Annotated in this window: 23 protein-coding genes and 1 pseudogene; 7 read left to right on the forward strand and 17 right to left on the reverse strand. The window is 72.6% G+C overall.

Annotated features, from left to right (window positions below; genetic code table 11):
• Positions 1-4: 4 nt before the first annotated feature.
• Both ACFVIU_RS04955 and treY read right to left on the reverse strand, forming a co-directional pair.
• A complete protein-coding gene (locus ACFVIU_RS04955; protein WP_385840667.1) occupies positions 5-1255 on the reverse strand; it encodes a M14 family zinc carboxypeptidase in 1251 nt (416 codons plus the stop codon).
• A 269-nt stretch (positions 1256-1524) separates the two neighbouring features.
• A complete protein-coding gene (treY, locus tag ACFVIU_RS04960; protein WP_385840668.1) occupies positions 1525-3894 on the reverse strand; it encodes a malto-oligosyltrehalose synthase in 2370 nt (789 codons plus the stop codon).
• Between the two features lie 81 nt (positions 3895-3975).
• Here treY and ACFVIU_RS04965 point away from each other — a divergent pair, with 81 nt between their 5' ends.
• Positions 3976-5256: an MFS transporter gene (locus ACFVIU_RS04965; RefSeq protein ID WP_385840670.1), complete on the forward strand. Its 1281-nt coding sequence runs from the start codon at positions 3976-3978 to the stop codon at positions 5254-5256.
• Positions 5257-5367: 111 nt separating this feature from the next.
• On the opposite strand, the gene glgX is transcribed toward ACFVIU_RS04965, so the two are convergent.
• Complete coding sequence (gene glgX / locus ACFVIU_RS04970) at positions 5368-7476, reverse strand: glycogen debranching protein GlgX (protein ID WP_385840671.1); 2109 nt, start codon at positions 7474-7476, stop codon at positions 5368-5370.
• Positions 7477-7770: 294 nt separating this feature from the next.
• Here glgX and ACFVIU_RS04975 point away from each other — a divergent pair, with 294 nt between their 5' ends.
• Both ACFVIU_RS04975 and ACFVIU_RS04980 read left to right on the forward strand, forming a co-directional pair.
• Positions 7771-9009 (forward strand): SAV2148 family HEPN domain-containing protein, encoded by a 1239-nt coding sequence (locus ACFVIU_RS04975; protein ID WP_385840672.1) that lies wholly within the window; start codon positions 7771-7773, stop codon positions 9007-9009.
• A 102-nt stretch (positions 9010-9111) separates the two neighbouring features.
• A complete protein-coding gene (locus ACFVIU_RS04980) occupies positions 9112-9837 on the forward strand; it encodes a 3'-5' exonuclease (RefSeq protein WP_385840673.1) in 726 nt (241 codons plus the stop codon).
• A gap of 19 nt (positions 9838-9856) precedes the next feature.
• On the opposite strand, the gene ACFVIU_RS04985 is transcribed toward ACFVIU_RS04980, so the two are convergent.
• A complete protein-coding gene (locus tag ACFVIU_RS04985) occupies positions 9857-10720 on the reverse strand; it encodes a phosphotransferase enzyme family protein (RefSeq protein ID WP_385840674.1) in 864 nt (287 codons plus the stop codon).
• A 92-nt stretch (positions 10721-10812) separates the two neighbouring features.
• On the opposite strand from ACFVIU_RS04985, the pseudogene mgt reads away from it, so the two are divergent.
• From mgt to ACFVIU_RS05005, 4 genes and pseudogenes are all read left to right on the forward strand, one after another.
• A pseudogene (gene mgt / locus ACFVIU_RS04990) lies at positions 10813-12097 on the forward strand (macrolide-inactivating glycosyltransferase).
• Positions 12098-12312: 215 nt separating this feature from the next.
• A complete protein-coding gene (locus ACFVIU_RS04995) occupies positions 12313-12867 on the forward strand; it encodes a DUF1697 domain-containing protein (RefSeq protein WP_385840676.1) in 555 nt (184 codons plus the stop codon).
• Between the two features lie 98 nt (positions 12868-12965).
• On the forward strand, positions 12966-13595 hold the full coding sequence (locus ACFVIU_RS05000) for a DsbA family protein (protein WP_385840677.1): 630 nt from the start codon (positions 12966-12968) through the stop codon (positions 13593-13595).
• A gap of 557 nt (positions 13596-14152) precedes the next feature.
• Positions 14153-14464 carry a hypothetical protein gene (locus ACFVIU_RS05005; RefSeq protein WP_385840678.1) on the forward strand — a complete coding sequence of 104 codons (312 nt, stop codon included), beginning with the start codon at positions 14153-14155 and terminating at the stop codon, positions 14462-14464.
• A gap of 14 nt (positions 14465-14478) precedes the next feature.
• Here the strand turns inward: ACFVIU_RS05005 and ACFVIU_RS05010 are convergent, their stop codons facing one another.
• The 13 genes from ACFVIU_RS05010 to ACFVIU_RS05070 form a co-directional block, all read right to left on the reverse strand.
• Entirely contained in the window at positions 14479-15222 is a 744-nt protein-coding gene (locus tag ACFVIU_RS05010; RefSeq protein ID WP_385840679.1) for a sirohydrochlorin chelatase, read from the reverse strand.
• Between the two features lie 2 nt (positions 15223-15224).
• Positions 15225-16112 carry an ABC transporter permease gene (locus ACFVIU_RS05015; RefSeq protein ID WP_385840680.1) on the reverse strand — a complete coding sequence of 296 codons (888 nt, stop codon included), beginning with the start codon at positions 16110-16112 and terminating at the stop codon, positions 15225-15227.
• The gene (locus ACFVIU_RS05020; protein WP_385840681.1) at positions 16099-16902 is read right to left on the reverse strand and encodes an ABC transporter ATP-binding protein; all 804 of its coding nucleotides are present in this window, start codon (positions 16900-16902) and stop codon (positions 16099-16101) included. Before ACFVIU_RS05020 ends, ACFVIU_RS05015 begins: the two co-directional genes overlap by 14 nt.
• A gap of 11 nt (positions 16903-16913) precedes the next feature.
• Positions 16914-18020, reverse strand: a complete 1107-nt coding sequence (locus ACFVIU_RS05025; protein ID WP_385840682.1) for an aliphatic sulfonate ABC transporter substrate-binding protein — start codon at positions 18018-18020, stop codon at positions 16914-16916.
• Positions 18021-18239: 219 nt separating this feature from the next.
• On the reverse strand, positions 18240-19574 hold the full coding sequence (locus tag ACFVIU_RS05030) for a sulfate adenylyltransferase subunit 1 (RefSeq protein WP_385840684.1): 1335 nt from the start codon (positions 19572-19574) through the stop codon (positions 18240-18242).
• Between the two features lie 2 nt (positions 19575-19576).
• Positions 19577-20512, reverse strand: a complete 936-nt coding sequence (gene cysD, locus ACFVIU_RS05035; RefSeq protein WP_385840685.1) for a sulfate adenylyltransferase subunit CysD — start codon at positions 20510-20512, stop codon at positions 19577-19579.
• Positions 20509-21045: an adenylyl-sulfate kinase gene (gene cysC / locus ACFVIU_RS05040; protein ID WP_385840686.1), complete on the reverse strand. Its 537-nt coding sequence runs from the start codon at positions 21043-21045 to the stop codon at positions 20509-20511. The genes cysD and cysC overlap by 4 nt, the downstream gene beginning before the upstream one ends.
• Positions 21046-21074: 29 nt before the next feature.
• A complete protein-coding gene (locus ACFVIU_RS05045; protein WP_385840687.1) occupies positions 21075-21785 on the reverse strand; it encodes a phosphoadenylyl-sulfate reductase in 711 nt (236 codons plus the stop codon).
• Positions 21782-21964, reverse strand: a complete 183-nt coding sequence (locus ACFVIU_RS05050) for a hypothetical protein (RefSeq protein ID WP_385840688.1) — start codon at positions 21962-21964, stop codon at positions 21782-21784. Before ACFVIU_RS05050 ends, ACFVIU_RS05045 begins: the two co-directional genes overlap by 4 nt.
• Positions 21961-23661 carry a nitrite/sulfite reductase gene (locus tag ACFVIU_RS05055; protein WP_385840689.1) on the reverse strand — a complete coding sequence of 567 codons (1701 nt, stop codon included), beginning with the start codon at positions 23659-23661 and terminating at the stop codon, positions 21961-21963. Before ACFVIU_RS05055 ends, ACFVIU_RS05050 begins: the two co-directional genes overlap by 4 nt.
• Before the next feature lie 124 nt (positions 23662-23785).
• Positions 23786-23869, reverse strand: coding sequence for a putative leader peptide (locus ACFVIU_RS05060; protein WP_309486338.1), 84 nt, complete (start codon positions 23867-23869; stop codon positions 23786-23788).
• A 127-nt stretch (positions 23870-23996) separates the two neighbouring features.
• A complete protein-coding gene (locus ACFVIU_RS05065; protein WP_385840690.1) occupies positions 23997-24569 on the reverse strand; it encodes a GNAT family N-acetyltransferase in 573 nt (190 codons plus the stop codon).
• A 116-nt stretch (positions 24570-24685) separates the two neighbouring features.
• On the reverse strand, positions 24686-26017 hold the full coding sequence (locus tag ACFVIU_RS05070) for a hypothetical protein (protein WP_385840691.1): 1332 nt from the start codon (positions 26015-26017) through the stop codon (positions 24686-24688).
• Positions 26018-26177 lie beyond the last annotated feature (160 nt).

The following is a 26177-nucleotide window of genomic DNA, read 5'->3' on the forward strand; positions in this document are numbered from 1 at the left end:
TGGCTCAGACGTCCTGCTGCCGGGCCTGCCGGGCCGCCGCGAGCACCGTCCGGGACTGATGCTCCACCTGGTGCTCCAGCGGCACCCAGCGGGCCCGGAAACGCACCGCGAAGGAGTCGCACCAGGAGACGACCAGCCGCTCCAGCCGCGGTGCCGCGTGGTCGTCGGCCTCCCGCAGCACCCGCAGCAGCATCGCCGCCGCCCGCAGCGGCAGCCGCCGGCCGAAGGCGTCCACGCTGCCGATGTACGCCATCGTGCCCGCCGCCGGAGGCGTCTGCACCCAGTCCTCGGCCAGCCCCGGCACCAGCTCCAGCACCCATCGCGCGGCCCGCAGCAGCGGACCGTCCGCGCCGTCCAGGCGGGGCAGCGCGTCGGCGAGTATCCGCTCCACCTCCAGCGCGTCCCGCCGCAGCCGCCCGGCCAGCCGCTGCATCGCCACCGCGGGCGCCGGATGCGGCGCCGGATCGTCCACCAGGTCGCTCGCCCACATCGGCACCTCCACCACGGCCGTCAGACCGCCGTAGCGGTGCGCGTGGTACCAGGTGCTGTGCCGTGCGTCGTCCGGCATGCTCGGGTAGGCGACGCCCGTCTCGGGGCCCGGCATGACATGCACCCCCGGCCCCAGGACCGGCCAGCCCGCGGCGTCCGAGGCGCCCGTCTCCACCGGAATGTGCAGCTCCGCCGCGGACTTGGCGAACGGCTCGGCGAGGCCCGGCACGTCCCGCGTCAACTGCACCCAGCTGCCGCCCAGATCGGTGCCGTGCAGCGTCACCTGGAGGTACGGGCGCAGCTCGTCGATCACCCCGGTCAGCGCCCGTGTCTCGGGCGGCAGCCGGTCCGGAGGCAGCACCGACGGCGACCACTCCGGCTGCTCCGCGCCCGTCGGCCGGTAGAAGCCGAGGTGGTAGTCGAGCAGGCTGCGCGGCGCCGGCGTCACATGCAGGCTCGCCCCGTCCGGGTCCGCGCACAGCAGGAAGTGCCAGGAGACGCCGGCCCGCAACTCCCGCTCGGCCACCACCCGTTCGGCCAGCACGCGCAGGGTGCTGCCGCCCGTCGGCTCGTTGGCGTGGGCGCCCGCGACCACCAGCACCGCCCGGCGCGCGTGCCCCACCGACAGCAGATGGAGCGGCCGTCCCGCGCGCGAGAGCCCCACCTGGCGCAGCGTGCACAGCCCGGGTGCCCGAGTGGTCAATGCCCGGGCAAAGCCGACCAGTTCGGGAACGCTGGGGTAGCGCAGCTCCGGCAGGAGACTCACCCCCGATTAGTCCGCCCGGCTTCGCCCTCCCAGTCCCGCACGGGACGGGTGAACTGTCAAGGAGACGGCGGGGGAGGCGCCCGGGGGCGCCCGGACGCGGGCCCGGGGCGGTGACGCGTCCCCTGCGTTTCCCGGTGCACCTCAGGAGGCGCGGCACGGCCCGCGGGCCTCAGCAGCACCACCCCCGGCGCCTCCGGCGCATCCGACCGCCCCGCTCGCCGCGCCGGGCGGAGCCGCGTCCGCCCTCCGGATCGGCCTCAACGCTGGGTTCAGTCCTCCGGGGCGCGCTCCAGCAGGGCGACCGGCAGCCGTTCGAAAAGCTCCGCCACGCGCGCGTACCCGGAGAACTCCCGCCCCGGAGCGAGCAGACCGGTCCAGCGGCCCGGCGGCAGCGGCAGCCGGGTCTCCCGCCAGCCGCCCGCCTCGGCGAGCCGCAGCGGCAGCCGGGTCACCGCCGTGACCACCTCCCCGGAGCGGGCGAAGGCCACACAGTGCTCCGCCGCCGGGCCCTCGGCGGCCAGCGCCTCGTACGTCGCCGCCGGGCCGAAGGCGTCCGGCCGGCGGGCGCGCAGCCGCAGCGCCGCCGCCGTCAGCGCGTCCTTCTCGCCCGGCAGCCCGGGCGGGAAGGACACCACCCGCCGGTTGTCCGGGTCCACCAGCGCCCGGTACTCGCCCTCCGTGCCCTGGAACACGTCCGGCACGCCCGGCATCGTCAGATGGACCAGCGCGGTGCCGAGGACATTGGCCCGCACATACGGCTCCAGCACCTTGCGGAACGCGGCCACCCGCTCGCCCGGCGGCCCGCACGGCCCGGCCCCGACGAACGCCGTCACCGCCTCCTCGTACGGCGGCTCCTGCTCCGTCCAGCTGGTGTACAGACCGGCCTCGCGCACATGCTTGAGCAGCGCCCCCCGGACCCGCTCCTCCTCGGCGGGGCCCAGCCCGAACACCGTCTGCCAGGCCGCCCAGGCCAGCTGTCCGTCCGGCACGATCGACTCGCCCCGGCTGACCTCGGCCAGCAGCTGCGCCCACCGTCCGGGGCACTCGGTGAGCACGGCCAGTGCGGCACGCACATCGGCGCTGCGCTTGGTGTCGTGCGTGGAGACCACCGTGCCGGTGGCGGGCCAGTCGCGCTGCACGCGCGCGCAGTACGCGTGGAACTCCGCCGGGGACACCCCGGGGCGGCCCGGATCGCCGCCCACCTCGGTCGCCGACAGCAGCGGCACATAGCGGTAGAACGCGGTGTCCTCCACCGACTTGGCACGCAACGCCGACGCCGTCTGCGCGAACCGGGTGAAGAACTCCACCCGGCCGGCGTGGTCGGGGGCCGACGGGTCACCGGGCGGCTCCAGGAGCAGCCGGCGTACGACGTCCACCGCGCCGGCCTCCTCGGGCACCACGAAGGCATGCCGGGCCTCCTCGGCCGCCTCGGCGGTGACGACCTCGGCCACCTCGCCGCCGGCGTACGGCCGGTACACCCGCAGCCGTACCAGCAGCTCCTCCAGCGCGGTGCGCAGCGCCCAGGGCGCCCGGTCGCGCAGCGAGAGGTCCGGGGAGGCGGCGCACAGCCGGGCGGCGACCCGGGTGAGCCGGTCGGCCTCGGTGGCCAGCTCGTGCCGGAGCACCTCGTAGGCGGCCCGGCGGGCGGTGGCGTCCCAGTCGCCGCCCCGGTCCGTCTGCGGGGCCGCGAACCGCCGGTACTCGGTGAGGAGTTCCGCCGCCCCGGCCGGGTCCGTGAACAGGCCGTCGACGTGCCGCAGCGCGTCGTAGCCGGTGGTGCCCGCGACCGGCCAGGAGACCGGCAGCCGTTCGCCGTCGGCGAGGATCTTCTCCACCACCGTCCAGCAGCCGCCGGTCGCCTCGTGCAGCCGGGTGAGATAGCCCTCGGGGTCGGCGAGCCCGTCCGGATGGTCGACCCGCAGCCCGTCGATCACGCCCTCCCGCACCAGCTGGAGGATCTTGGCGTGGGTGGCCTCGAACACCTCCGGGTCCTCGACCCGCACCCCGATCAGCTCCGAGATGCTGAAGAACCGGCGGTAGTTCAGCTCGGTGCGGGCCAGCCGCCACCACACCGGCCGGTACCACTGCGCGTCCAGCAGCTCCGGCAGCGGCAGCTCCTCGGTACCGGGGCGGAGCGGGAAGGCGTGGTCGTGGTAGCGCAGCACGTCCCCGTCGACCACCAGGTGCGCCAGCTGTTCGCCGACCGGCCCGCCGAGCACCGGCAGCAGCACCTGGCCGCCCTGCGCCTCCCAGTCGATGTCGAACCAGCGCGCGTACGGCGATCCGGGCCCCGCGCGCAGCACCTCCCACAGGGCCCGGTTGTGCCGGGGCGCCATCGCCATGTGGTTCGGCACGATGTCCACCACCAGCCCCAGACCGTGCTCCCGCGCGGTCCGGGCCAGCGTGCGCAGGCCCGCCTCGCCGCCCAGTTCCTCGCGCACGCGCGCGGGGTCGACGACGTCGTAGCCGTGCGTGGAGCCCGGTACGGCCTCCAGGACGGGGGACAGATGCAGGTGCGACACGCCGAGCGACGCCAGGTACGGCACGGCGGCCGTGGCGGCGGCGAACGGGAACGCGGGCTGCACTTGCAGCCGGTAGGTGGCCGTGGGCACCTGGGGCCGGGGGCGCGCAGAGGTCATGGAAAGCTACGTACCCCGCCCGCCGTCTTTCGTGTCATCGCCCCCTGCACGGCCCCCCGCACGTGTGCCTAGCGTCGAGCGATGGGAACAACGGGGAAACCGGGCCCGCGCCGCACACGGGACACCTACCGGGACGTGATCGGCCTGACCGGGCCGCTGCTGCCCGGGGTGTCGTTCCTGGGGCGGCTGCCCACGGCCACCGTCCAGTTCGGCAGCGTGCTGCTCGTCGCCCGCACGAGCGGCTCGCTGTCCGCCGCCGGGCTGACCGGCGGGGCCCTCGCGCTCGGCCAGGTGGTCTGCGGGCCGCTGGTGGGACGGCTCGCCGACCGGCACGGGCAGCGTCCGGTCGTGCTCGCGTTCTCGCTCGCCCACGCGCTCGCCACGGCCGCCCTCGTCACCGGTGCGCTCGCCGGGCTGCCCACGGCGCTCCTGGCCCTCCTCGGGGCCGTCACGGGGGCCACCGTGCCGCTCGTCGGGCCGCTCGCCCGCGCCCGGCTGGTCGCCCTCGCCCGCCGCGCGGGCGCCCCCGAGCACACGGTCGGCGCCGCGCTGTCCTTCGAGAGCACCCTGGACGAGTTGTCCTTCGTCCTCGGCCCGGCCCTGGTCGGCCTCGCCGCCGTGCTCGCCCATCCGGCGTACGCGCTGGCCGCCGCCGCGCTCCTCGCCGCCACCTGCGGCACCGCCTTCGCCCTCCACCCGACCGCCCACGCCGTACGACCGACCCCGGCCGGCCCCACCCCCGGGCGCCGCAGCCCCATGCCCCGCAGCCCCATGCCCCGCTCCGTGCACGCCCTGCGGGCCGCACTGGCGCTTCAGGGCGCGATGTTCGGGGCCTGCCAGGCCGGGATCACCGCGCTCACCGCCCGGCTCGGGCAGGAGGACCAGGCGGGGCTCGTGTACGCGGCCATGGGGGTGATGAGCGCGCTCGCGGGGTTCGGCATGGCCGCCGTACCGGCCCGGATCGGGCTGCGCACGCGCTGGCGGCTGGCGACCGGCGCCGCGCTCCTGCTGTCGCTGCCGCTGCCCGTCAGCCACGGCCTGCCCGGTCTGTACGCCGTCGTCACGGTCCTCGGCGCCTCCTACGCGCCGCACCTCGTCACGGTGTTCGGGCTCACCGAACGCGCCGTGCCACCGTCCCGGCTGGCCGAGGCGATGGCCTCCGCGACCAGCTCCCTGGTCGCCGGCCAGGCCCTCGCGGTCGCCGCCACCGGCCCCCTGGCCGACTCCCACGGCCCCTCGGCAGCCTTCGCGACGGCAACCGCGTCCGCGGCCCTCACCTTCACCATCGCGCTGACAGCCCGCCCAGCACCCTTCCTGCCCCCGACCGAATCCACCACCCCCGCACGCGCGGACGCGACCTGACCCAGGACACGGCTGACGACTTAAGGGCGCCCGCCTGCCCACGCGCGCGTGGGCGCGAGCCGAGCCGGGTCGGGGGCCGGCCTCAGTGGACGGGACCGGCCCGGCGGGGTGTCAGGCGGGGCGTTGGAGGACTGTCAGGCTGCGGTCCGGGAGGGTGATGCGGTCGCCGGCCGCCACCTTCTCCCCGGTGCCCGGCGGTACTCCGTCCTCCTGGGCGGTGTCGACCACCAGCTGCCACTGCCGGCCGTGGTCGACCGGCACCACGAACTCCAGTGGTTCGGGGGAGGCGTTGAACATCAGCAGGAAGGAGTCGTCGGTGATGCGCTCCCCGCGCGGACCGGGCTCGGAGATGGCGTTGCCGTTCAGGAACACGGTCAGCGCGGAGGCCCGCCCCGAGTCCCAGTCCCGCTGTGTCATCTCCCGCCCCTCCGGGGTGAACCAGGCGATGTCGGACAGGTCGTCATGGGTGCCCTCCACCGGACGGCCGTGGAAGAAGCGGCGCCGCCGCAGGACGGGGTGGTCGCGCCGCAGCCACACCATCGCGCGCGTGAAGTCCAGCAGCGTGCCGCCCTCTTCGGGCCACGCCAGCCACGCCACCTCGTTGTCCTGGCAGTAGGCGTTGTTGTTGCCGTGCTGGGTGCGCGCGAACTCGTCCCCGTGGCTGATCATCGGCACACCCTGGGACAGCATCAGGGTGGCGATGAAGTTCCGCATCTGGCGCTCCCGCAGCCGCAGCACCCCGGGGTCGTCGGTCGGGCCCTCCGCCCCGCAGTTCCAGGACCGGTTGTGACTCTCGCCGTCCCGGTTCTCCTCACCGTTGGCCTGGTTGTGCTTGTGGTTGTACGACACCAGGTCGTGCAGCGTGAAGCCGTCGTGGCAGGTGACGAAGTTGATGGAGGCGAGCGGGCGGCGCCCGTCGTCCTGGTAGAGGTCGGAGGAGCCGGTCAGCCGGGAAGCGAACTCCGCGAGCGTCCGCGGCTCGCCCCGCCACAGGTCCCGCACGGTGTCGCGGTACTTCCCGTTCCACTCGGTCCACAGCGGCGGGAAGTTGCCCACCTGGTAGCCGCCCTCGCCCACGTCCCACGGCTCGGCGATCAGCTTCACCTGGGACACCACCGGGTCCTGCTGCACCAGATCGAAGAACGACGACAGCCGGTCCACCTCGTGGAACTGCCGGGCCAGGGTCGCCGCGAGGTCGAAGCGGAACCCGTCGACATGCATCTCGGTGACCCAGTACCGCAGCGAGTCCATGATCAGCTGGAGCACGTGCGGGGACCGCATCAGCAGCGAGTTTCCGGTGCCGGTGGTGTCCATGTAGTACCGGCGGTCCTGGGCGAGCCGGTAGTACGACGGGTTGTCGAGGCCCTTGAAGGACAGCGTCGGCCCCAGATGGTTGCCCTCGGCGGTGTGGTTGTAGACGACGTCCAGGATGACCTCGATGCCGGCCTCGTGCAGCGCCCGCACCGCCGACTTGAACTCCAGCACCTGCTGGCCCCGGTCGCCCCAGGAGGCGTACGCGTTGTGCGGGGCGAAGAAGCCGATGGTGTTGTAACCCCAGTAGTTGCTCAGCCCCAGATCGGCCAGCCGGTGGTCGTTCACGAACTGGTGTACGGGCATCAGCTCCAGGGCCGTCACCCCCAGTTCCGTCAGATGTTCGATGACGGCCGGATGGGCGAGCCCCGCGTAGGTGCCGCGCAGTTCCTCGGGCAGCCCAGGATGCCGCATGGTCAGGCCCTTCACATGGGCCTCGTAGATCACCGTGTGGTGGTACTCGGTGCGCGGCGGCCGGTCGTCGCCCCAGTCGAAGTACGGGTTGATCACCACCGAGGTCATGGTGTGCGGCGCCGAGTCCAGGTCGTTGCGCCGCTCGGGCGCCCCGAAGTGGTAGCCGTACACCTCCTCGCCCCACCGGACGGCCCCGGCGACCGCCTTCGCGTACGGGTCGAGCAGCAGCTTCGCCGAGTTGCAGCGCAGTCCGCGCCCGGGGTCGTACGGACCGTGCGCCCGGAACCCGTACCGCTGCCCCGGCATCACACCGGGCAGGTATGCGTGCCGCACGAACGCGTCGCTCTCGCGCAGTTCCACCGCCGTCTCCGAGCCGTCGTCGTGCAGCAGACACAGCTCTACTCGGTCCGCGGCCTCCGTGAAGACCGCGAAGTTGGTTCCGGCGCCGTCATAGGTGGCGCCGAGCGGATACGCCGTTCCAGGCCAGACCTGCATGGACACGACTCTCCCAGGTGTGCCGCCCGGCCGGGGGCCGGTCGCCCAGCGAGTCTCCCGGAAAGTGCGGCGGGCGTCCCGCGCCCGGGGTCAGTGCGGCTCGCGCACGGCGGCTATGAATCCGCTCACTCCCCGCGCACGGCCACGGCGGAACGGCCGTGGAAGGCAGAGGAGTTGAGAAAACCATCCGGGAAACCGACCTGTCCATCCGGCTGCACCGCGTACCGCTCCCGGAGTACCCTTCCTTGATCGTTGAGACGGGGAGAAGCGCGGAAAGCGGAAGGCGGTGCACGGGTGGGCTCGGGAGGGCTGGAGCTGCCCCCTGGTGACGAGGGTCATGAGGGGAACTCCGCGGACGTCCCGCCCGGCGCGGTGTCCCTGGCCCGGCCGATGGACGCGGGATCCATCGGGCCGGAGCTGGACTGGGACGCCGACGCCTGGCACGAGGTGCGCACCCGCGCCCAGCGGGCCGGCCGGGCCTACATCTGGCTGAACCTCGTCGAACAGCGGCTGCGCGCGGTCGTCGCCGCCGTCCTGCGGCCCGTCTACGAACCCGTCCACGGGGACGACTGGGTGGTCGCCGCGGCCGGTCCGGCCGGCCAGGAGTGGGTGCAGCGCGCGGTCGCCGTACGGGAGGTCAGCCGCCGCAAGGGCTATCTGCTCGACCCGGCCGACGACAACGTGCTCAGCTTCCTCACCCTGCCGCAGCTGCGCGAGCTGATGGTGCAGCACTGGCCGTGCTTCGAGCCGTACTTCGACGAGCGCCGCGACCTCGAACTCGCCCTGGACGAGCTGGAGGTGACCCGCAACGTCGTCTCCCGCAACCGTGCGCTGTCCGAGGCGGTCCTCGGCCAGGCCGAGCGGGCCTCGGCCCGTCTGCTGGAGATGCTCGGCGCGGGCGGTGACGTGCCCTCCGCGCGCCGGCTGCCCGTCGACGCGGTCGAGGACCTGGTCGGCGACCGGTACGCCGACGTCGTCGCCGTCCACCCGGACCGGGTACGGCTGCTGCGCCAGTTCCCGGCCGAGGACATCTTCGGCAGCGCCCGGCGCCTGGACGCCATCGGCATCGGCCTCAACCTGCTGGTGCAGAACTTCTCCGGACGGCGCCTGGTCCGGCTCGCCGAGTCCGGCTGCCGGGTGCGGCTGCTCTTCCTCAACCCCGCCTCCAGCTCGGTCAAGCGCCGCGAGCGCGAACTGGGCATGAAGCGCGGCGAGCTGAGCCGCTCGGTCGAGATGAACATCCTGCACATGCGCCGGGTGCGCTCCCGGCTGCGCGACCCGGGCGCCTTCGAGATCCAGGTGTACGACGAGACGCCCCGCTTCACCGCCTACCTGGTCGACGGCGACGGTGCCGACGGCGTCGCCGTGGTGCAGTCCTATCTGCGCGGGGCGCGGGGCATGGAGTCACCGGTACTGGTGCTGCGCAACGGCAGCAAGCTGGTCAGGTCGGACGATGTGGGCGAAGCCGGACTTTTCTCCACCTATCGGGAGGAGTTCGAGCTGGCCTGGGCGGATTCCCGCCCCGTCTCCTGAACGGCCCGCGGTCCCGGGCGGAACGCGCCCCTCGGATTGTCAGTGCCGCGTGCGATGGTGGAGCCCACTGGGGGAAAGCACCACCAAGGAGGGGGATCACCCATGGGCTGGCACCGGGAGCTGCTGATCGGCTTCGACCTGGAGACGACCGGAACGGATCCGCGCGAGGCGCGCATCGTCACCGGCGCGGTGATCGAGGTCAGGGCCGGCGAGCCCGTGGGGCGGCGGGAGTGGCTGGCCGACCCGGGAGTGGAGATCCCGGCCGACGCGGTGGCCGTGCACGGCGTCAGCAACGAACGCGCGGCGGCCGAGGGCCAACCGGCCGACCAGGTCGCCGACGCGATCGCGGACGCCCTGGTCTCCGCCTGGCAGGCGGGCGTGCCGGTCGTCGCCTACAACGCGGCCTTCGACCTCACCCTGCTCACCGCGGAACTGCTGCGGCACGGCCTGCCGTCGCTGTCCGAGCGGCTGGGCGGCCGGGCCCCGGCGCCGGTCGTCGACCCGTACACCATCGACCGCCGGGTCGACCGCTACCGCCGGGGCAAGCGGAACCTGGAGGCGGTGTGCGCGGAGTACGGCATAGTCCTCGGCGCGGCCCATGACGCCACCGCCGACGCTCTGGCCGCGGCCCGCCTCGCCACCGCGATAGCCGACCGGCACGCCAAGATCGCCGCGCTCGGCCCGGCCGAACTGCACCGGGCCCAGATCGAGTGGTATGCGGAATGGGCGGCGGACTTCCAGGACTTCCTGCGCCGCAAGGGCGAGGCGGACGCGGTGGTGGACGGCACCTGGCCCCTGCGAGAGCTGACCGCGGCCCGGCCCGCGTAGCGCCGGCGCGGCCGGTGGCTCAGAAGGGATACCACCGCACGGTCTCGTCCCCGTCCCGCAAGGACCCCACCCGCCGCCTGAACTCGGCCAGTGCCGCCTCATTGCCCGGCGCGTGCTGGGCCACCCACGCACAGCTGGCGGTCTCCCGCGCCCCGCGCAGCACCGCGCACCCCTCCCACTCCCGCACATCCCAGCCGTACGCCTCGACGAAGGAGTCGTACCTCTCGGCGGGCAGCCCGTACCGGTCCCGGGAGAGAGCCATGACCACCAGGTCGTGCTCGCGCAGGTCCATGGAGAAGGTCTCCAGATCGACCAGCACCGGCCCGTCCGGCCCCACGTGCACATTGCGGGGCAGCGCGTCGCCGTGGACGGGCCCCGGTGTCAGACGGGGCGTCAGCGCGGCCGCGGCCGCCGCGAAGCCGTCCCGGCGGGCACGGAGATAGGCCGCGTCCGCGGGGTCGATCGCGTCCCCCGCGAGCCGCAGCCATCGCTCCACCCCGCCCAGCAGATCCCGGGGCGGCAGCGCGAACGGGGGAGCGGGGAGCGTGTGCACGACCCGCAACAGCTCGGCCAGGTCGCGCGGCTCGGCCGGCCGGACCGCCTCGGGCAGCCGCAGCCACACGGTCACCGGATACCCCGCCACCAGCCGCGGCTCCGGCTCGGCCGCCCGCACCGCGGGCACGCCCGCCTCCGCCAGCCAGCCGGCGACGGCCAGCTCGCGCCCGGCCCGCTCCAGCAGTTCGGCGTCGCGGCCCACCTTGACCACCAGATCCCCGACGGCGAACACCGCGTTCTCGCCCAGGGCGAGCAGCCGCGCGTCCCGGGCCGGGCCCGGCAGCACTCCCGCCGCGTCCAGTACGTTACGCGCCCGTGCCTCGTCCATCCTCGTGCCTTTCGCCGCTGCCGTCGTACCGCCGTGGTGCCGCGCCGCCAGTCTCCCATTTCCACAGGTCGGACCGGGTGCGTGGGCCCTCGGTGAGGAATCGGGGCCGCGCGGCCCGTCCTGGAAAACCCTTGGACGAGACGTCTCGTCTCGCCTACGGTCGTCCTCATGAACGCCCATATAGCGATGTTCTCCGTCGCCGCCCACGGCCATGTGAACCCCAGCCTGGAGGTGATCCGTGAACTGGTCGCCCGGGGACACCGGGTCAGCTACGCCATCCCGCCCGTGTTCGCCGAGAAGGTCGCCGCGACCGGCGCCCGGCCCGTGCCCTACACCTCCACGCTGCCCGCCCCCGACGCCGATCCGAGCGCCTGGGGGAGCACCCTGCTGGACCACGTGGAGCCCTTCCTGGCGGACGCCATCCAGGCGCTGCCGCAGCTCGCCGAGGCCTTCGCGGGCGACGAACCCGACCTCGTCCTGCACGACATCACCTCCTACCCGGCCCGGGTCCTCGCCCACCGCTGGGGCGTCCCGGCGGTCTCCCTCTCCCCGAACCTCGTCGCCTGGGAGGGGTACGAGGAGGAGGTCGCCGAGCCGATGTGGGCCGAGCCCCGGCGGACCCCGCGCGGGCAGGCCTACTACGCGCGCTTCGCGGCCTGGCTCGCGGAGAACGGGATCACCGAGCACCCGGACCCCTTCGTCGGCCGCCCGGACCGCTCGATCGTGCTCATCCCCAGGGCCCTCCAGCCGCACGCCGACCGGGTGGACGAACGCGTCCACCGCTTCGTCGGCGCCTGCCAGGGGGACCGCGCGGAGCAGGGCGAGTGGCAGCGGCCGGCCGGCGCCGAGAAGGTCGTGCTGGTGTCGCTGGGCTCGGCCTTCACCAAGCAGCCCGCGTTCTACCGGGAGTGCCTGCGCGCCTTCGGCGAGCTGCCCGGCTGGCATCTGGTCCTCCAGATCGGCAGCCAGGTGGATCCGGCCGAGCTGGGCGAGGTGCCGCCCGGGGTCGAGGTGCGCGACTGGGTACCGCAGCTCGCGATCCTGCGCCAGGCCGACCTGTTCGTCACCCACGCGGGGGCCGGCGGCAGCCAGGAGGGCCTGGCCACCGCCACGCCGATGATCGCCGTACCGCAGGCCGTCGACCAGTTCGGCAACGCCGACATGCTCGAGTCGCTCGGTGTCGCCCGGCGGCTGGACACCGAGGAGGCCACCGCCGAGCGGCTGCGCGAGACCGCCCTCGCCCTGGTGGACGACCCGGAGGTCGCGCACCGGCTGGCCGGGATCCGCAAGGAGATGGCGCAGGAGGGCGGCACCCGCCGGGCGGCCGACCTCATCGAGGCCGAACTTCCGGATCGCATACGGCCGTCGGAGCGGTGACGGATCGGCGGGCCGCGCCGGACCCACCCCCGTGTCCGATCCGACGCCAGAGATCCACTTTGTGATTACGAAGGCTTGTTGAACAAGTCACAGCTGCGCGTAGAGGTTGATCCGCACCCCGCCGATCGGCCAGAGTTTCGCGCAGCCCGCCTGCCGCGGGACCCGGCCGTCGTGCCCGCCCCCACGGGGCACGACGGCCGTTCTACGCTGGCCGGATGACGACCTATGCGGCGCTGCTGCGCGGAATCAACGTCGGCGGCAGCCGGAAGCTCCCCATGGCCGACCTGCGCGCGCTTCTGAGCGACCTCGGCCACACCGGCGTACGCACCCATCTCCAGAGCGGCCAGGCCGTCTTCAGCACCGGCCGAGGTGACGAGGGGTCGCTCGCGGCGGAACTGTCCGGGGCGATCGAGGAGCGGTTCGGCTTCCCCGTGGACGTGATCGTGCGCGATCACGCCTATCTCCGGGCGGTGGCCGAGGCCTGCCCCTTCCCGGCCGCCGGACTCCAGCCCAAGCAGCTCCACGTCACCTACTTCTCCCAGCCGGTCACCCCGGACCGTTACGCCGGCATCGACCCCGCCGTCCACCTGCCCGAGGAGTTCCGGCTCGGTGACCGCTGCCTGTACCTGTACGCCCCGGACGGCCTGGGCCGGTCCAAGCTGGCCGACGTGCTGTCCCGGCCGCGGTACGCGGCGGGCGGTCTGATCGCCACCACCCGCAACTGGAACACCGTGCTCAAACTGGTCGAGCTGACGGCCCAGGACGCCTGAACATCCGCGGGCGACCGGCGCGCGGGCGGAATTGGGCCAGGGAAAAGGGCTGCCATTGGGTCGGGATTCCGCGCCACCGCCCGGGTAGCGTCGCGACCATGACGTACAGCGACACCCCCGCCGAACCGACCCGCGTCGACTTCTACTTCGACCCCGCCTGCCCCTTCGCCTGGATCACCTCCCGCTGGATCCTGGAGGTCGAGCGGCTGCGCCCGCTGGACCTCCGGTTCCAGGTGATGAGCCTCTACCTGCACAACACCGGCAACGAACTCCCCGACTGGTACCGGGATCTGGTGGACCGTTCGATCGGCCCGGTCCGGGTGGCCACGGCCGCCGCCGAGCAGCACGGGGACGCGGTGCTGCGCGATCTGTACACCGCGTTCGGCACCCGCATCCACGAGAAGGGCATCAAGGACTTCGACACCGTGGTCGCCGAGTCGCTGGCCGAACTCGGCCTCCCGGCAAGCCTGTCCGAGGCCGCGCACGACCCGTCGTACGACGCCGCCGTGCGCCGCCGGCACGAGGCCGGGACCGAGCCGGACTCCGGCGGCTATGTCGGCACCCCCACCCTGCACGTCGACGGCACCGTGTGGTTCGGGCCCGTGCTGCGCGCCGTACCGCGCGGCGAGGCGGCCGCCGAGCTGTTCGACGGCTTCCGGCTGCTGGCCCGCAACCCCGACTTCTTCGAGCTCAAGCGCACCCGCACCGGCTCCCTCCGCTTCGACTGACCCGCAGGGAAGGCCGGTTGGCCGATAATCGTCGCTCCCCGGCGCCGGACGCACGCCGCGTGTGACATCGGTGTCCTGGGCGACGCAGAACGAAGAGCCGCCGCGGTCCGACGTCGCAGGGGAGCGCCGGACCGCGCGGCCGCTACCACGCATCCGCCTCCCATGCGCCCCGGTTGCCGAAGCTCGCGACAAACTCACCGTCCTGTCCCTAGGGTGAAGCGCGCGGAACGGCCGGAGCGGAGCGAGCGGGCGGGAGCAGGCGAAGGATGATCGGTACGGGCGGACCGGTACCCGGGTCAACGGGTCCGGATCACCCGGATGGGTGGCTGTTCTCGGCCCGCTCGGGCACGCTGCACGGTCACGATCGAGCCAACCTCCTCGCCCGCGCCCGCCTGCCCGTTCGCGACCGGGCCGTTCGCCGGCAGTGGCACCCCGAGCCCCCACCCGACCACGGTCACCGGGAGCTTGACGTCACCGTCGGCAGGCACACCCACCACATCGGTAACGTCAGCGGTCCCGCCATCTTCGGCAGCCAGGGCCTGAAGCGAGGACAGGACATGAGCACGTACAACTACGGAAACGTCGGCGGCCCGGGCCAGTTCGGTATCGATCCCCGGCGCGGCACAGTGGATCTGGCGACCCTCATGGAGGTCGCCGAGCGGCTCACCGAGGCGCTGCACGCCGAATACCCGGGCCTCGTCGACCGCGGCGAGACCATCGAGAGCGAGCTGGCACTCTCCGCCGAGGACGGCCTGCCGCCCAACCGCGGCCGGATCCGCACCGCGCTGGAGGCCGTCGCCATCGCCGCCTCGGCCGGCAGCGCCAGTCTCACCTTCACCCGGCACCTCACGCAGGCGCTCGATCTGTGAGCGCAAGCCCGGCGTCAGGCGCCCAGCGCCGTCAGCGCCGGCCGGGCGGCGGCGTCGTAACGTTCCAGCAGCACCCGCGCCACCTCCGGCGCGGGGCCCAGGACGTCCGCCAGCACATCGGCGCCGGCCGCCCCCCGCGCGATGCGGTCCGGCAGAAAGCCGGGCGCCAGCACATACGGCGCCACGGCCACCCGCGCACAGCCGAGGGCCCGCAGCTCGGCCACGGCGTCCTCGGTGCGGGGGAAGCCCGCGGCGGAGGCGAACGCAGGCCGCACGGCGCACCAACCGGTGTGCCACCACTCCCGCGCGATATCCGCGATCACTGCGATCGCCTCCGGGTCGGAGGACCCCGCCGAGGCCAGCACGACCCCGGTCGAGGACTTGTCGGCGGGGCTCAGTCCCGCCTCGTACAGGCGCCGTTCCAGCGCCGACAGCAGCAGCGGGGACGGGCCGAGCACCTCCGCCTGCCGGATCCGCAGCCGCGCCGGCGCCTGCCGCAGCACGGCCGGGATGTCGGCCTTGGCGTGAAAGGCGCGGGTCAGCAGCAGCGGCAGCGCCACCACGTCCCGTACCCCCTCGGCCGCCAGTGACTCCAGCACCCCGTGCACCGACGGCACGTTGAAGTCCAGGAAGCCGGTCTCCACCCGCAGCCCCGGCCGCAGCGACCGCACCCGCTCCACCAGGGCGTGCACGGTCGCGGCGTGCCGCGGGTCGCGGCTGCCGTGGGCGACGAGGAGGAGAACGGACTCGTTGCGCATGGTCAGCCCTTCACCAGCAGACCGCGGCTGCGCAGCACCCACCGCTCCAGCGGACTGAAGATCAGCAGGTCGATGGCGATACCGACGAACAGGATCAGGAAGATCGCCTCGAACACCATCGACATGGAGCTGGCGTTGCGGCCGTTCTCCAGCAGCGCGCCCAGACCGATGCCCAGGTCCGGGGAGGAGGCGATGATCTCCGCGGCCATCAGCGACCGCCAGGAGAAGGCCCAGCCCTGCTTCAGGCCCGCCAGGTAGCCCGGCAGCGCGGCCGGCAGGACGATGTGCCAGGCGCCCCGCAGCCCCGTCGCGCCCAGGGTGCGGCCGGCCCGCAGGAACAGCGGCGGCACCTGGTCGATGCCGGAGACCAGGCCGTTGGCGATCGACGGCACGGCGCCGAGCAGGATCACCGCGTACATCATCGAGTTGTTCAGCCCCAGCCAGATCACCGCGGGCGGCACCCACGCCACCGACGGCAGCGACTGGAGCCCGGACAGCACCGGCCCGATGGCCGCCCGCAGGAACTTCACCCGGGCCACCAGCAGCCCCAGCGGGGTACCGATGGCGAGGGCGAACAGAAAGCCCAGCAGGCCACGCGAGACGGAGGTCCAGATGTAGCCGAGGAGCTTGCCCTCCAGCCAGGCGTCCCGGAACTCGGCGCCGACGGCGGCGGGGGAGGGCAGCTTGGCCGGATCATCGACGATCTTGAAGGAGATCAGGCCCTGCCACACCGCCAGCACCACCAGGGTGGCCACCAGCGGCGGCAGGATCTTGCCCACGAAGGTCTGCCGGAGCGAGGGCCGGCCGGTGACCGTGGTCTCCAGCGCGTCCAGGCCCGCCTCGACGCTCGCCAGTTCCCCGGCCGTCTCGGTCGTTTCAGTGCTGGCCATGGCGGCGGATCTCCTCACGCAGTACATCCGTGATTTCCAGGGACAGTTCGGCGACCGGCGCGTCCTCGATGCGCCGGGGCTGCGGGAGGTCCACCCGCCATTCGCGGGCCACCCGGCCCGGCCGGGACGACAGCAGGACGACCCGCTGCGCCAGCCGCACCGCCTCGCGCACGTTGTGCGTCACGAACAGCACGGACAGACCCGTCTCCGCCCAGATCCGGGTCAGCTCGTCGTGCAGCAGGTCCCGGGTGATCGCGTCCAGGGCCGCGAACGGCTCGTCCATCAGCAGCAGCCGGCTGTCCTGGGCGAGCGCGCGGGCCATGGCGACACGCTGGCGCATACCGCCGGACAGCTCGTGCACCCGCTTGCCGTGGGCGCCCTTCAGCCGGACCAGTTCGAGCAGCTGCTCGGCCCGCTCGCGCCGCTCGCTCTTCGGCACACCCCTGAGCTTCAGGGCCAGTTCGATGTTCTTGCCCGCGGTCAGCCACGGGAACAGGGCGTGCTCCTGGAACATCAGGGCCGGGCGGCCCTCGGTGGTGATGCTGCCGGCGGAGGGCTCGTCCAGCCCCGCCACCAGGTTGAGCAGGGTCGACTTGCCGCAGCCCGACGCACCGAGCAGGGTGACGAACTCGCCCGGCGCGACATCGAGGCTGATGTCGTCCAGGACGAGCTGCCGCCCGCCGGGGGTCGGGAAGGACTTCGAGACATGGTCGATGCGCGCCGCGTGCTCGACGGACCGGGCGGCCTCGGCGAGGGTCGTGGCCATGGACGTCACCTCCTGGGAACTCATCGGCTACAGGGCTACTTGACGCCGAGACCGGCGTCGCTGACAGTGCTCTCGCCCTCGGCCTTCAGGACCTTGTCCAGGAGGGTGAGGTCGTAGATGCCGTCCAGCTTCGGGCGGTCCAGCAGGCCGGCCCGGACGGCGTGCTGTGCCTCGGTGCGCAGGGTCGAGGCCAGCGGGTCGTCGGTGAAGCGGATGGACTTCCACGCCGGGTCCAGGACGCCGGCGGGCAGGGCCTTGCCGCTGTCGAGGGCCAGCTGCCTGTTGGCCGCGGCCTTCGCCTGCTCCGGCTCGGCGTTGATCCACCTGTTGGTCTCGACGGAGGCCCGCAGCACCGCCTCGACGGCCTTCGGGTGCTCCTTCAGGAAGCTCTGGCGTACGACGATGTTCGTGATCACGAACTTCTTGTCCGGCCACAGCGACGCCTCGTCCAGCAGGACCTTGCCGCCCTCCGCGACCAGCTTCGACGCGGTCGGCTCCGGCACCCAGGCGCCGTCGACGGAGCCGGACCTGAAGGCGTCCGGGGTCACCTTGTTGTCCGTGCGGACGACGGAGACATCGCCCTGGCCGCTCTGCGCGTCGACCTTCCAGCCCTGCCGCGACACCCAGTCGAGGAACGCCACGTCCTGGGTGTTGCCGAGCTGCGGGGTGGCGATCTTCTTGCCCTTGACGTCCTTCAAGGACCTGATCTTCTTCGGGTTGACGACGAGCTTCACGCCGCCGGAGGCGGAACCGCCGATGATGCGCAGGTTCGTGCCGTCCGACTTGGTGTAGCCGTTGATCGCCGGGGAGGGGCCGATCCAGCCGATGTCGATCGAGCCCGAGTTGAGCGCCTCGATCTCGGACGGGCCCGCGTTGAACACCTGGTAGGAGGCCCGGGTGGCGCCCAGCTCCTTCTGGAAGAAGCCCTTCTGGTTGCCGACCAGCGCGGTCGCGTGCGTCAGATTGCCGAAGTAGCCGATCCTGACGGAGTCGAGTCCGTCGATCTTCCTGGCCCCGGCGGCGATCTTGACGGTGCCGGTGTCGGCGGCCTTGGAGCCGTAGCCGCAGGCGGACAGGGCGAGCAGGGGCAGCACGACGAGCGCGGCAGCGCCGCGCCGAAGGAGCTTCGAGCTGGCAGGCACGGGAGGCGTTCCTCTCGTTGGCCCGGCGGTCACGTCTGTCAGGTCGTGGCCGGGAGATCGGCAGGTCTTCGTCTACGACGGGGAGCGAGGGCGCGCGAGCGGTGCGCGTACGTCAGCGCGCACATCGGGCCACCCCGCCCTCTCCGCTGCCGACGGCGCCGCTGCCGACGCGGCCGCCCTCCTTCGCGAACGTCCCGTAGACATCGGTCGGCCGCATGCTCAGAAGTCCCAGCCGTCGTCGTCGGACGGGTCCGTGACCGGCTCCGGGGAGGCGAAGGACTCGCCGACCATGCCCGCGGTGAGCGTGGTGCCGTCGGACGGGTCGATCAGGATGAACGAGCCCGTGCGGCGCGAGTCGGCGTAGGAGTCCACCGGCAGCGGCTCGGCGGTACGGATCTTCACCCGGCCGATGTCGTTGGCGACGAGCCGGCCTGGGTGCGGGTGCAGGGACAGGTCGTCCAGGGTGAGCCGGGACGGGATGTCCTTCACGATCCCCTTGACCGTGCGCGTGCCGTGCTTGACGAGCACCCGGTGGCCCACCGTGAGCGGCTGGTCGGCGACATGGCAGACGGTCGCCTCCACGTCCTGCGTGGTGGGCGGCGCGTCCTTGGTCGGGACGATCAGATCGCCGCGGGAGACGTCGATGTCGTCCTCCAGCAGGACCGTCACCGACTGCGTCGTCCACGCCACCTCGACCGGCCGGCCGAGCAGGTCGATGCCGGAGATCCGCGTGGTCCGCCCGGACGGCAGGACCGTCACCTCCTCGCCGACCCGGAAGGAACCCGCGGCGATCTGCCCCGCGTAGCCCCGGTAGTCCGGGTGCTCGGCGGTCTGCGGCCGGATCACGTACTGCACGGGCAGCCGTGCGTGGCAGTGCGCCAGGTCGTGGCTGACCGGCACCGTCTCCAGGTGCTCCAGGACGGTCGGGCCGCCGTACCAGTCCATGTGCGCGGAGGGCTCCACCACGTTGTCACCGGCCAGCGCCGAGATCGGGATCGCGGTGACCTCGGGCACGCCCAGCTCGGTCGCGTACGCCGTGAACTCCTCGGCGATCGCCGCGAAGACCGTCTCCTCGTAGTCGACCAGGTCCATCTTGTTGACCGCGAGGACGACGTGCGGCACCCGCAGCAGGGCCGCGATCGCCGCGTGCCGGCGGGTCTGCTCGACCACGCCGTTGCGGGCGTCGACCAGGATCACCGTCAGCTCGGCGGTGGAGGCACCCGTCACCATGTTCCGGGTGTACTGCACATGGCCGGGCGTGTCGGCCAGGATGAACCGGCGCCGGGGCGTCGCGAAGTAGCGGTAGGCCACGTCGATGGTGATGCCCTGCTCCCGCTCGGCGCGCAGGCCGTCGGTGAGCAGCGCCAGGTCCGGGGCGTCCTGGCCGCGGCTCTCGGAGACCCGCTGCACGGCCTCCAGCTGGTCGGCGAGGACCGACTTGGAGTCGTGCAGCAGCCGCCCGACCAGGGTGGACTTGCCGTCGTCGACGGAGCCGGCGGTGGCGAACCGCAGCAGAGTGGTGGCCGAGAGCGCCTCGGTCGTCGTCGTGCTCATGCTTAGAAGTACCCCTCGCGCTTGCGGTCTTCCATCGCGGCCTCGGACAGCTTGTCGTCGGCCCGGGTCGCGCCCCGCTCGGTGAGCCGGGAGGCGGCGATCTCGGCGATCACGGCGTCCAGCGTGGTGGCGTCGGAGTCGACGGCACCGGTGCAGGACATGTCACCGACGGTCCGGTACCGCACGAGCCGCTTCTCCACGGTCTCGCCGTCCTTCGGGCCGCCCCACTCGCCCGCCGTCAGCCACATCCCGCCGCGCCGGAACACCTCGCGCTCGTGCGCGAAGTAGATCTGCGGCAGCTCGATGCCCTCGCGCGCGATGTACTGCCAGACGTCCAGCTCGGTCCAGTTGGACAGCGGGAACACCCGGACGTGCTCACCGGGCGCGTGCCGGCCGTTGTACAGGTTCCACAGCTCGGGCCGCTGCCTGCGCGGGTCCCACTGGGAGAACTCGTCACGCAGCGAGAACACCCGCTCCTTGGCGCGGGCCTTCTCCTCGTCCCGGCGGCCGCCGCCGAAGACGGCGTCGAACTTCTCGCTCTGGATCTTCTCCGTGAGCGGCAGGGTCTGGAGCGGGTTACGGGTGCCGTCGGGACGCTCCTTGAGCACACCCCGGTCGATGTAGTCCTGTACGGAGGCCACATGGAGCCGCAGCCCATGTGCGTCGACCACACGGTCCCGGTACTCAAGGACCTCCGGGAAGTTGTGTCCCGTGTCCACATGCAGCAGCGAGAAGGGAACGGCGGCCGGGGCGAACGCCTTCAGCGCCAGGTGCAGCATGACGATGGAGTCCTTGCCACCGGAGAACAGGATCACCGGGTTCTCGAACTCGCCCGCCACCTCGCGGAAGATGTGCACCGCCTCGGACTCCAACGCGTCCAGGTGCGACAGGGCGTACGGGCTGTTCGTGCCGCTCTCGGCCGTGGCCACGGTCGTCATGCCAGTCCCCTCTCGCTGAGCAGGGCGTACACGGACGCCGCGGACTCCTGCACGGTCTGGTTCTGCGATTCGATCCGCAGGTCGGGCTTCTCGGGCTGCTCGTACGGGTCGTCGACCCCGGTGAGCCCGGTCAGCTCGCCGGCGGCCTGCTTGGCGTACAGCCCCTTGACGTCCCGCACCGAGCACACCTCGACCGGGGTCGCCACATGGATCTCCAGGTACGGCGTCCCGTTGTCCGCGTGCCGGGTGCGCACCGCGTCCCGGCTGTCGGCGTAGGGCGCGATCACCGGCACCAGCGCCTTGACGCCGTTGCGGGCGAGCAGCTCGGCGACGAAGCCGATGCGCTGCACGTTGGTGTGCCGGTCCTCGCGGGAAAAGCCGAGGCCCGCCGAGATGAACTCGCGGATCTCGTCGCCGTCGAGCACCTCGACGCGGTGGCCCTCGGTGCGCAGCCGGGCGGCCAGCTCGTACGCGATGGTGGTCTTGCCGGCGCTCGGCAGACCCGTGAGCCAGACGGTGGCTCCGGTGTTCACGTCGTTCTCCAAAGAGGTCTGATGATGCGTCATCCGTGCAGCCCGCACTCGGTCTTGGCCCGCCCGGCCCAGCGGCCGGCCCGCGCGTCCTCGCCCTCGAGGACCCTGCGGGTGCAGGGGGCGCAGCCGACGGAGGCGTAGCCGTCCATCAGCAACGGATTGGTGAGGACGCCGTGTTCGGCGACGTAGGCGTCGACGTCGTCCTGGGTCCACCGGGCGATCGGGGAGATCTTGACCTTCTGCCGCTTCTCGTCCCAGCCGACCACCGGGGTGTTCGCCCGGGTCGGGGACTCGTCGCGGCGCAGTCCGGTCGCCCAGGCGTCGTACCCCGTGAGGCCCGCCTCCAGGGGCTGCACCTTGCGCAGCTTGCAGCACAGGTCGGGGTCGCGGTCGTGCAGCCGGGGGCCGTACTCCGCGTCCTGCTCGGCGACCGTCTGGCGCGGCGTCAGGGTGATGACGTTGACGTCCATCACGGCCTCGACGGCGTCCCGGGTGCCGATGGTCTCCGGGAAGTGGTAGCCGGTGCCCAGGAAGACGACGTCCACGCCCTTGCGCACCCGCGAGGCGAGATGGGCGACCACGGCGTCCTCCATGGAGGAGGTGACGCAGAACTTCGCGCCGAAGGTGTCCACCGCCCACTGGAGGATCTCCAGGGCGGAGGCGTCCTCCAGGTCCCGGCCCGCCTGCTCGGCGAGCGCCTTCAGTTCCTCGGTCGTACGGTCCTGCCGGGCCGTCGTCATATCCGGTCGTCCCCTCCGTTGTCGGCCCGCTGGAGCCCCCGGGCGAGCAGTCCGAGGAACTTCAGCTGGAATGCGCGGTTGCACGCCCCGCACTCCCAGGCGCCGTGCCCCTGCTCACCCGGACGCAGGTCCTCGTCGCCGCAGTAGGGGCAGTAGAAAGGCGCGGCCCGCTCGCTCACGACAGGGCCTCCTCGGAAGCGCGGGCCGCCCAGGTGGCGAACCGCTCGCCGTCCTCGCGCTCGGCCTGGAAGCGCCGCAGCACCCGCTCGACGTAGTCGGGCAGTTCCTCCGCGGTGACCTTCAGACCGCGCACCTTGCGGCCGAAGCCCGCCTCCAGACCGAGGGCGCCGCCCAGGTGGACCTGGTAGCCCTCGACCTGCCGGCCCTGGTCGTCGAGGACCAGCTGGCCCTTGAGGCCGATGTCCGCGACCTGGATACGGGCGCAGGCGTTCGGGCAGCCGTTGAGGTTGATGGTGATCGGCTCGGCGAAGTCCGGCAGCCGGCGCTCCAGCTCGTCGATGAGCGTCGAACCGCGCTGCTTGGTCTCGACGATGGCGAGCTTGCAGAACTCGATGCCGGTGCAGGCCATTGTGCCGCGCCGGAAGGAGGACGGCCGGGCGGTGAGGTCCAGCGCCTCCAGGCCCTCCATGAGGGAGTCGACCTGGTCCTCCTCGACATCGAGGATGATCATCTTCTGCTCGACGGTGGTGCGCACCCGCCCGGAGCCGTGCGCCTCGGCGAGGTCGGCGACCTTCGTCAGCGTGGCACCGTCCACCCGGCCGACGCGCGGGGCGAACCCGACGTAGAACCGGCCGTCCTTCTGCCGGTGCACACCGATGTGGTCGCGCCACTGCTGCACCGGCTGCTCGGGGGCGGGCCCGTCGATCAGCTTGCGCCCGCCCAGGTACTCGTCCTCCAGCACCTGGCGGAACTTCTCCGCGCCCCAGTCGGCGACGAGGAACTTCAGCCGGGCCCGGTTGCGCAGCCGGCGGTAGCCGTAGTCACGGAAGATCGAGATGACGCCCTCGTAGACGTCCGGTACCTCGTCGATCGGCACCCAGGCGCCGAGCCGCACGCCCAGCTTGGGGTTGGTGGACAGACCGCCGCCGACCCAGACGTCGAAGCCGGGGCCGTGCTCGGGGTGGCGTACACCGACGAAGGCCACGTCGTTGATCTCGTGCACCACGTCCAGCACCGGCGAGCCCGAGATGGCCGTCTTGAACTTCCGGGGGAGGTTGGAGTAGGCCTTGTTGTTCAGGACGCGGCGCTTCATCTCCTCCAGCGCCGGCGTGCCGTCGATGATCTCGTCCTCGGCGATGCCCGCCACCGGCGAACCGATCATCACACGCGGGGTGTCACCGCAGGCCGTGACCGTGGACAGGCCCACGCCCTCCAGCCGGTTCCAGATCTCGGGCACGTCCTCGATCCGGATCCAGTGGTACTGGACGTTCTGCCGGTCCGTGATGTCGGCGGTGCCGCGCGCGAACTCCTGCGAGATCTCGCCGATGACGCGCAGCTGACGGGTGGTGAGGGCACCGCCGTCGATGCGCACCCGCAGCATGAAGTAGCGGTCGTCCAGCTCCTCCGGCTCCAGCACCGCGGTCTTGCCGCCGTCGATCCCGGGCTTGCGCTGGGTGTACAGACCCCACCAGCGCATCCGGCCGCGCAGGTCGCTCGGGTCGATGGAGTCGAAGCCGCGCTTGGAGTAGATCGTCTCAATGCGTGTCCGCACATTGAGACCGTCGTCGTCCTTCTTGACCTGCTCGTTGCCGTTGAGCGGGGTGAAGTGGCCCACCGCCCACTGGCCCTCACCGCGGTGACGGCTCACCTTGCGGCGGGGCGCGGAGGCGGCGGGGTTCTGTGGGCTGGCGGCCATGGTTGTACGTCCTTCGGGACCGGAGGAATCGGCTCTGACCTGCGCATTCGAGCGCACGCGGGCATGGTTGCGCATCATTGCGCAGGCGGAATCAGCTACGGGGAAGTCGGCGGTGCTGGTGGGATCAGCTCGCCGGACAGATGGCGCTGGACATGCGGCCGAGGTCGACGTGCCGCCGACTCACCAAGGCAATTCCAGTTCCAGACATGACGGAAGCGTGTCATGGCGATCTGGACACAGTCCAGCTTTGTCCATCATGCGGACGTCTCTGTCTCGTACCGCGAGACGAGAGTGTCGTCGCTCACATGTGCCGTGCGAAGGCTTGTCCCGGCAGGTCAGGCAGGGTATGCGCCGGGCCACGGTCCCGGGGTGGGCACATCCGGCTCAAGCTCCACCTTCGTGTCGAACAGGGTGAAACCGCGGCGCTGGTAGTTGGCCATCGCGAACTCGCCGTCCAGGCTGCACGTGTGCAGCCACACCCGCTTGGTCGGCGGACGCTCCTGCCAGCGCTCGGCCAGGTCCCAGGCGCGGGCCGTGCCGTACGACAGCAGATGACCGCCGATGCCGCGACCGCGGAAGGCCGGGAGCAGCCCGAAGTAGACGATCTCCACCACGCCCTCGTCCTGCGGGTCCAGCTCGACATAGCCCGCCGGGGTGCCGCGCTCGTACGCCACCCATGTCTCCACCCCGGGTCGCTCCAGGTGCTCCCGCCACCGCGCATGGGTCCAGGGGAGCCGGTCGGTCCACCGGAGGTCGCCGCCCACCGAGGCGTACAGGAAGCGGCTCAGCTCGGGGGAGGGCACCTCGGCGCGCACGATCCGGACGTCGCCGTCGGGCACGGCGGCGGGCAGGAGGTCGGCCGGGGAGGTCTGCTCCAGGGACCAGGTGGTGACGGGCACGCTGCTCATGCGAGCCAGGGAACCATCCCGGCACCGGATCTGTCGATCGACGAGGGCCTTTCTTTCGTCGGCAAGATCCGAAAGAGAGGCCCTGGGTCACGTGCGGGGGCTGCCGGCCGGACGCGTCATTGCACCGTGCGGTCGAGTGCGGCGAGCGGCAGGCAGAACAGCATGCGGTCCGACAGGGACCAGACCTCGCCGGTCTCCTGCCAGTAGGACAGGGAGCCCGCGGACGCGGCCCAGCAGCGGTGCGAGGCGTCCGCGCCGCAGCGCGCCGCCTTCGCACCGCCGACGTCCTGCCGCCACAGCCCGCCGTGCCCGTCCCGGTAATCGGGCAGGTGTCCCACATACCAGGACGAGACCTCCGCCCCGGCCTGCCGGTACGACAGCACCCCCCGGATCCCGGTGGCCCGGGTCCGGTACGCCTCCACCGCCTCCACCCGGCCCCGGGCGTCCGCGGCGAGCAGTCCGCCCCGCCCGGGCGCGGTGCTGAACGCGTACCGCCACAGTCGGCTGTGCCCGTCCCCGGGATCGGTGCGCTCCGCGGCGACCAGGCTGTCCGGGACCGTGCCGCGGTCGACGGCGAGCGCGCCGGGGCAGGGTGCGCCGGAGGAGGCGCAGCGGCCGGCCGAGAAGCGGTACGAGCCGACCGCCGGCATCACATACCGGTAGCCGTCGGCGGACCAGCCCCCGGGCACCCGGCCGATCGCGGACCCGTCGACCGTGGTGCGCTCGATGCGGTCGACGTCGTAGACATAGAGCGCGTCGGCGCTGCCGGCCGTGGTGGTGACCAGCAGCTTGTCCTGGTACCAGACCATCCCGGAGATCCCCGAGGCCAGTCCCCGGTAGTCGCGGCCGCCGTCGACCGGCACCACCAGCAGCACCCACCGGTAGGCGAGGCGGGCGGGGTCGTCGGCGTTCACGAAGGCGACGCGGGCGAGGCCCTGCCCGGCGGCCGGGCCGTCCGCGGCGCCGCGGGTCCAGCCGCTGAGGACGACCCGGTGGGTGCCCCAGACCCCGTCGTCGTCGGCGTCGCCTGAGGTGGTCACCGAGGCCGGCCGCCACGCGGTGGAACCGGTGTCGGCCGGGTCCCAGCAGTAGGCGTGGTCGGTGGCCGGTGCGACGGGCAACGAGGTGCGGTCGGCGGTGGAGCAGTCGGCGGACTCGCGCATCCGGAGGTCCGCGCTGCGCAGTACGGCGTCCACCCCGACCGGGCGCCCCATCCCCGCGGCGAGCCCGTCCAGCGTGCGCTGCGGGACCAGCTGTTCCCGCAGCCGCAGCGGGGCGGTGTCCGCCGGGGCGGTCAGCGGCCTGAGCGCGCCGGGGTTCTCGGCGACCTGGGCCTGGGACGTGCTGATCAGGGTGGCGGCGGCGGTGAGCGCCAGCGCGGCCCCGGTCAGGACCGCGCGCAGGGCCGCGCCCCGTCTGCGCCGGCGGTGTCTGCCGCGATGCATCATCCCGACCCCTCTTCCAGGCCCTCCGCACGGCCCTCCGTCACCAACTGCGTCTTCCGGTCCGTAGGTTGAACCGAGAAGCGGGTGGGGAGACCGCACAGCGATGCTACGGCAGTGACGGGTCGCGCCGGGTGAAGACCCCGCAGTTGGCCCGTAGACACCC

The sequence above is a fragment of the Streptomyces sp. NPDC127190 genome, assembly GCF_042672505.1.
In the GTDB taxonomy this organism is placed as follows: Bacteria; Actinomycetota; Actinomycetes; order Streptomycetales; family Streptomycetaceae; genus Streptomyces.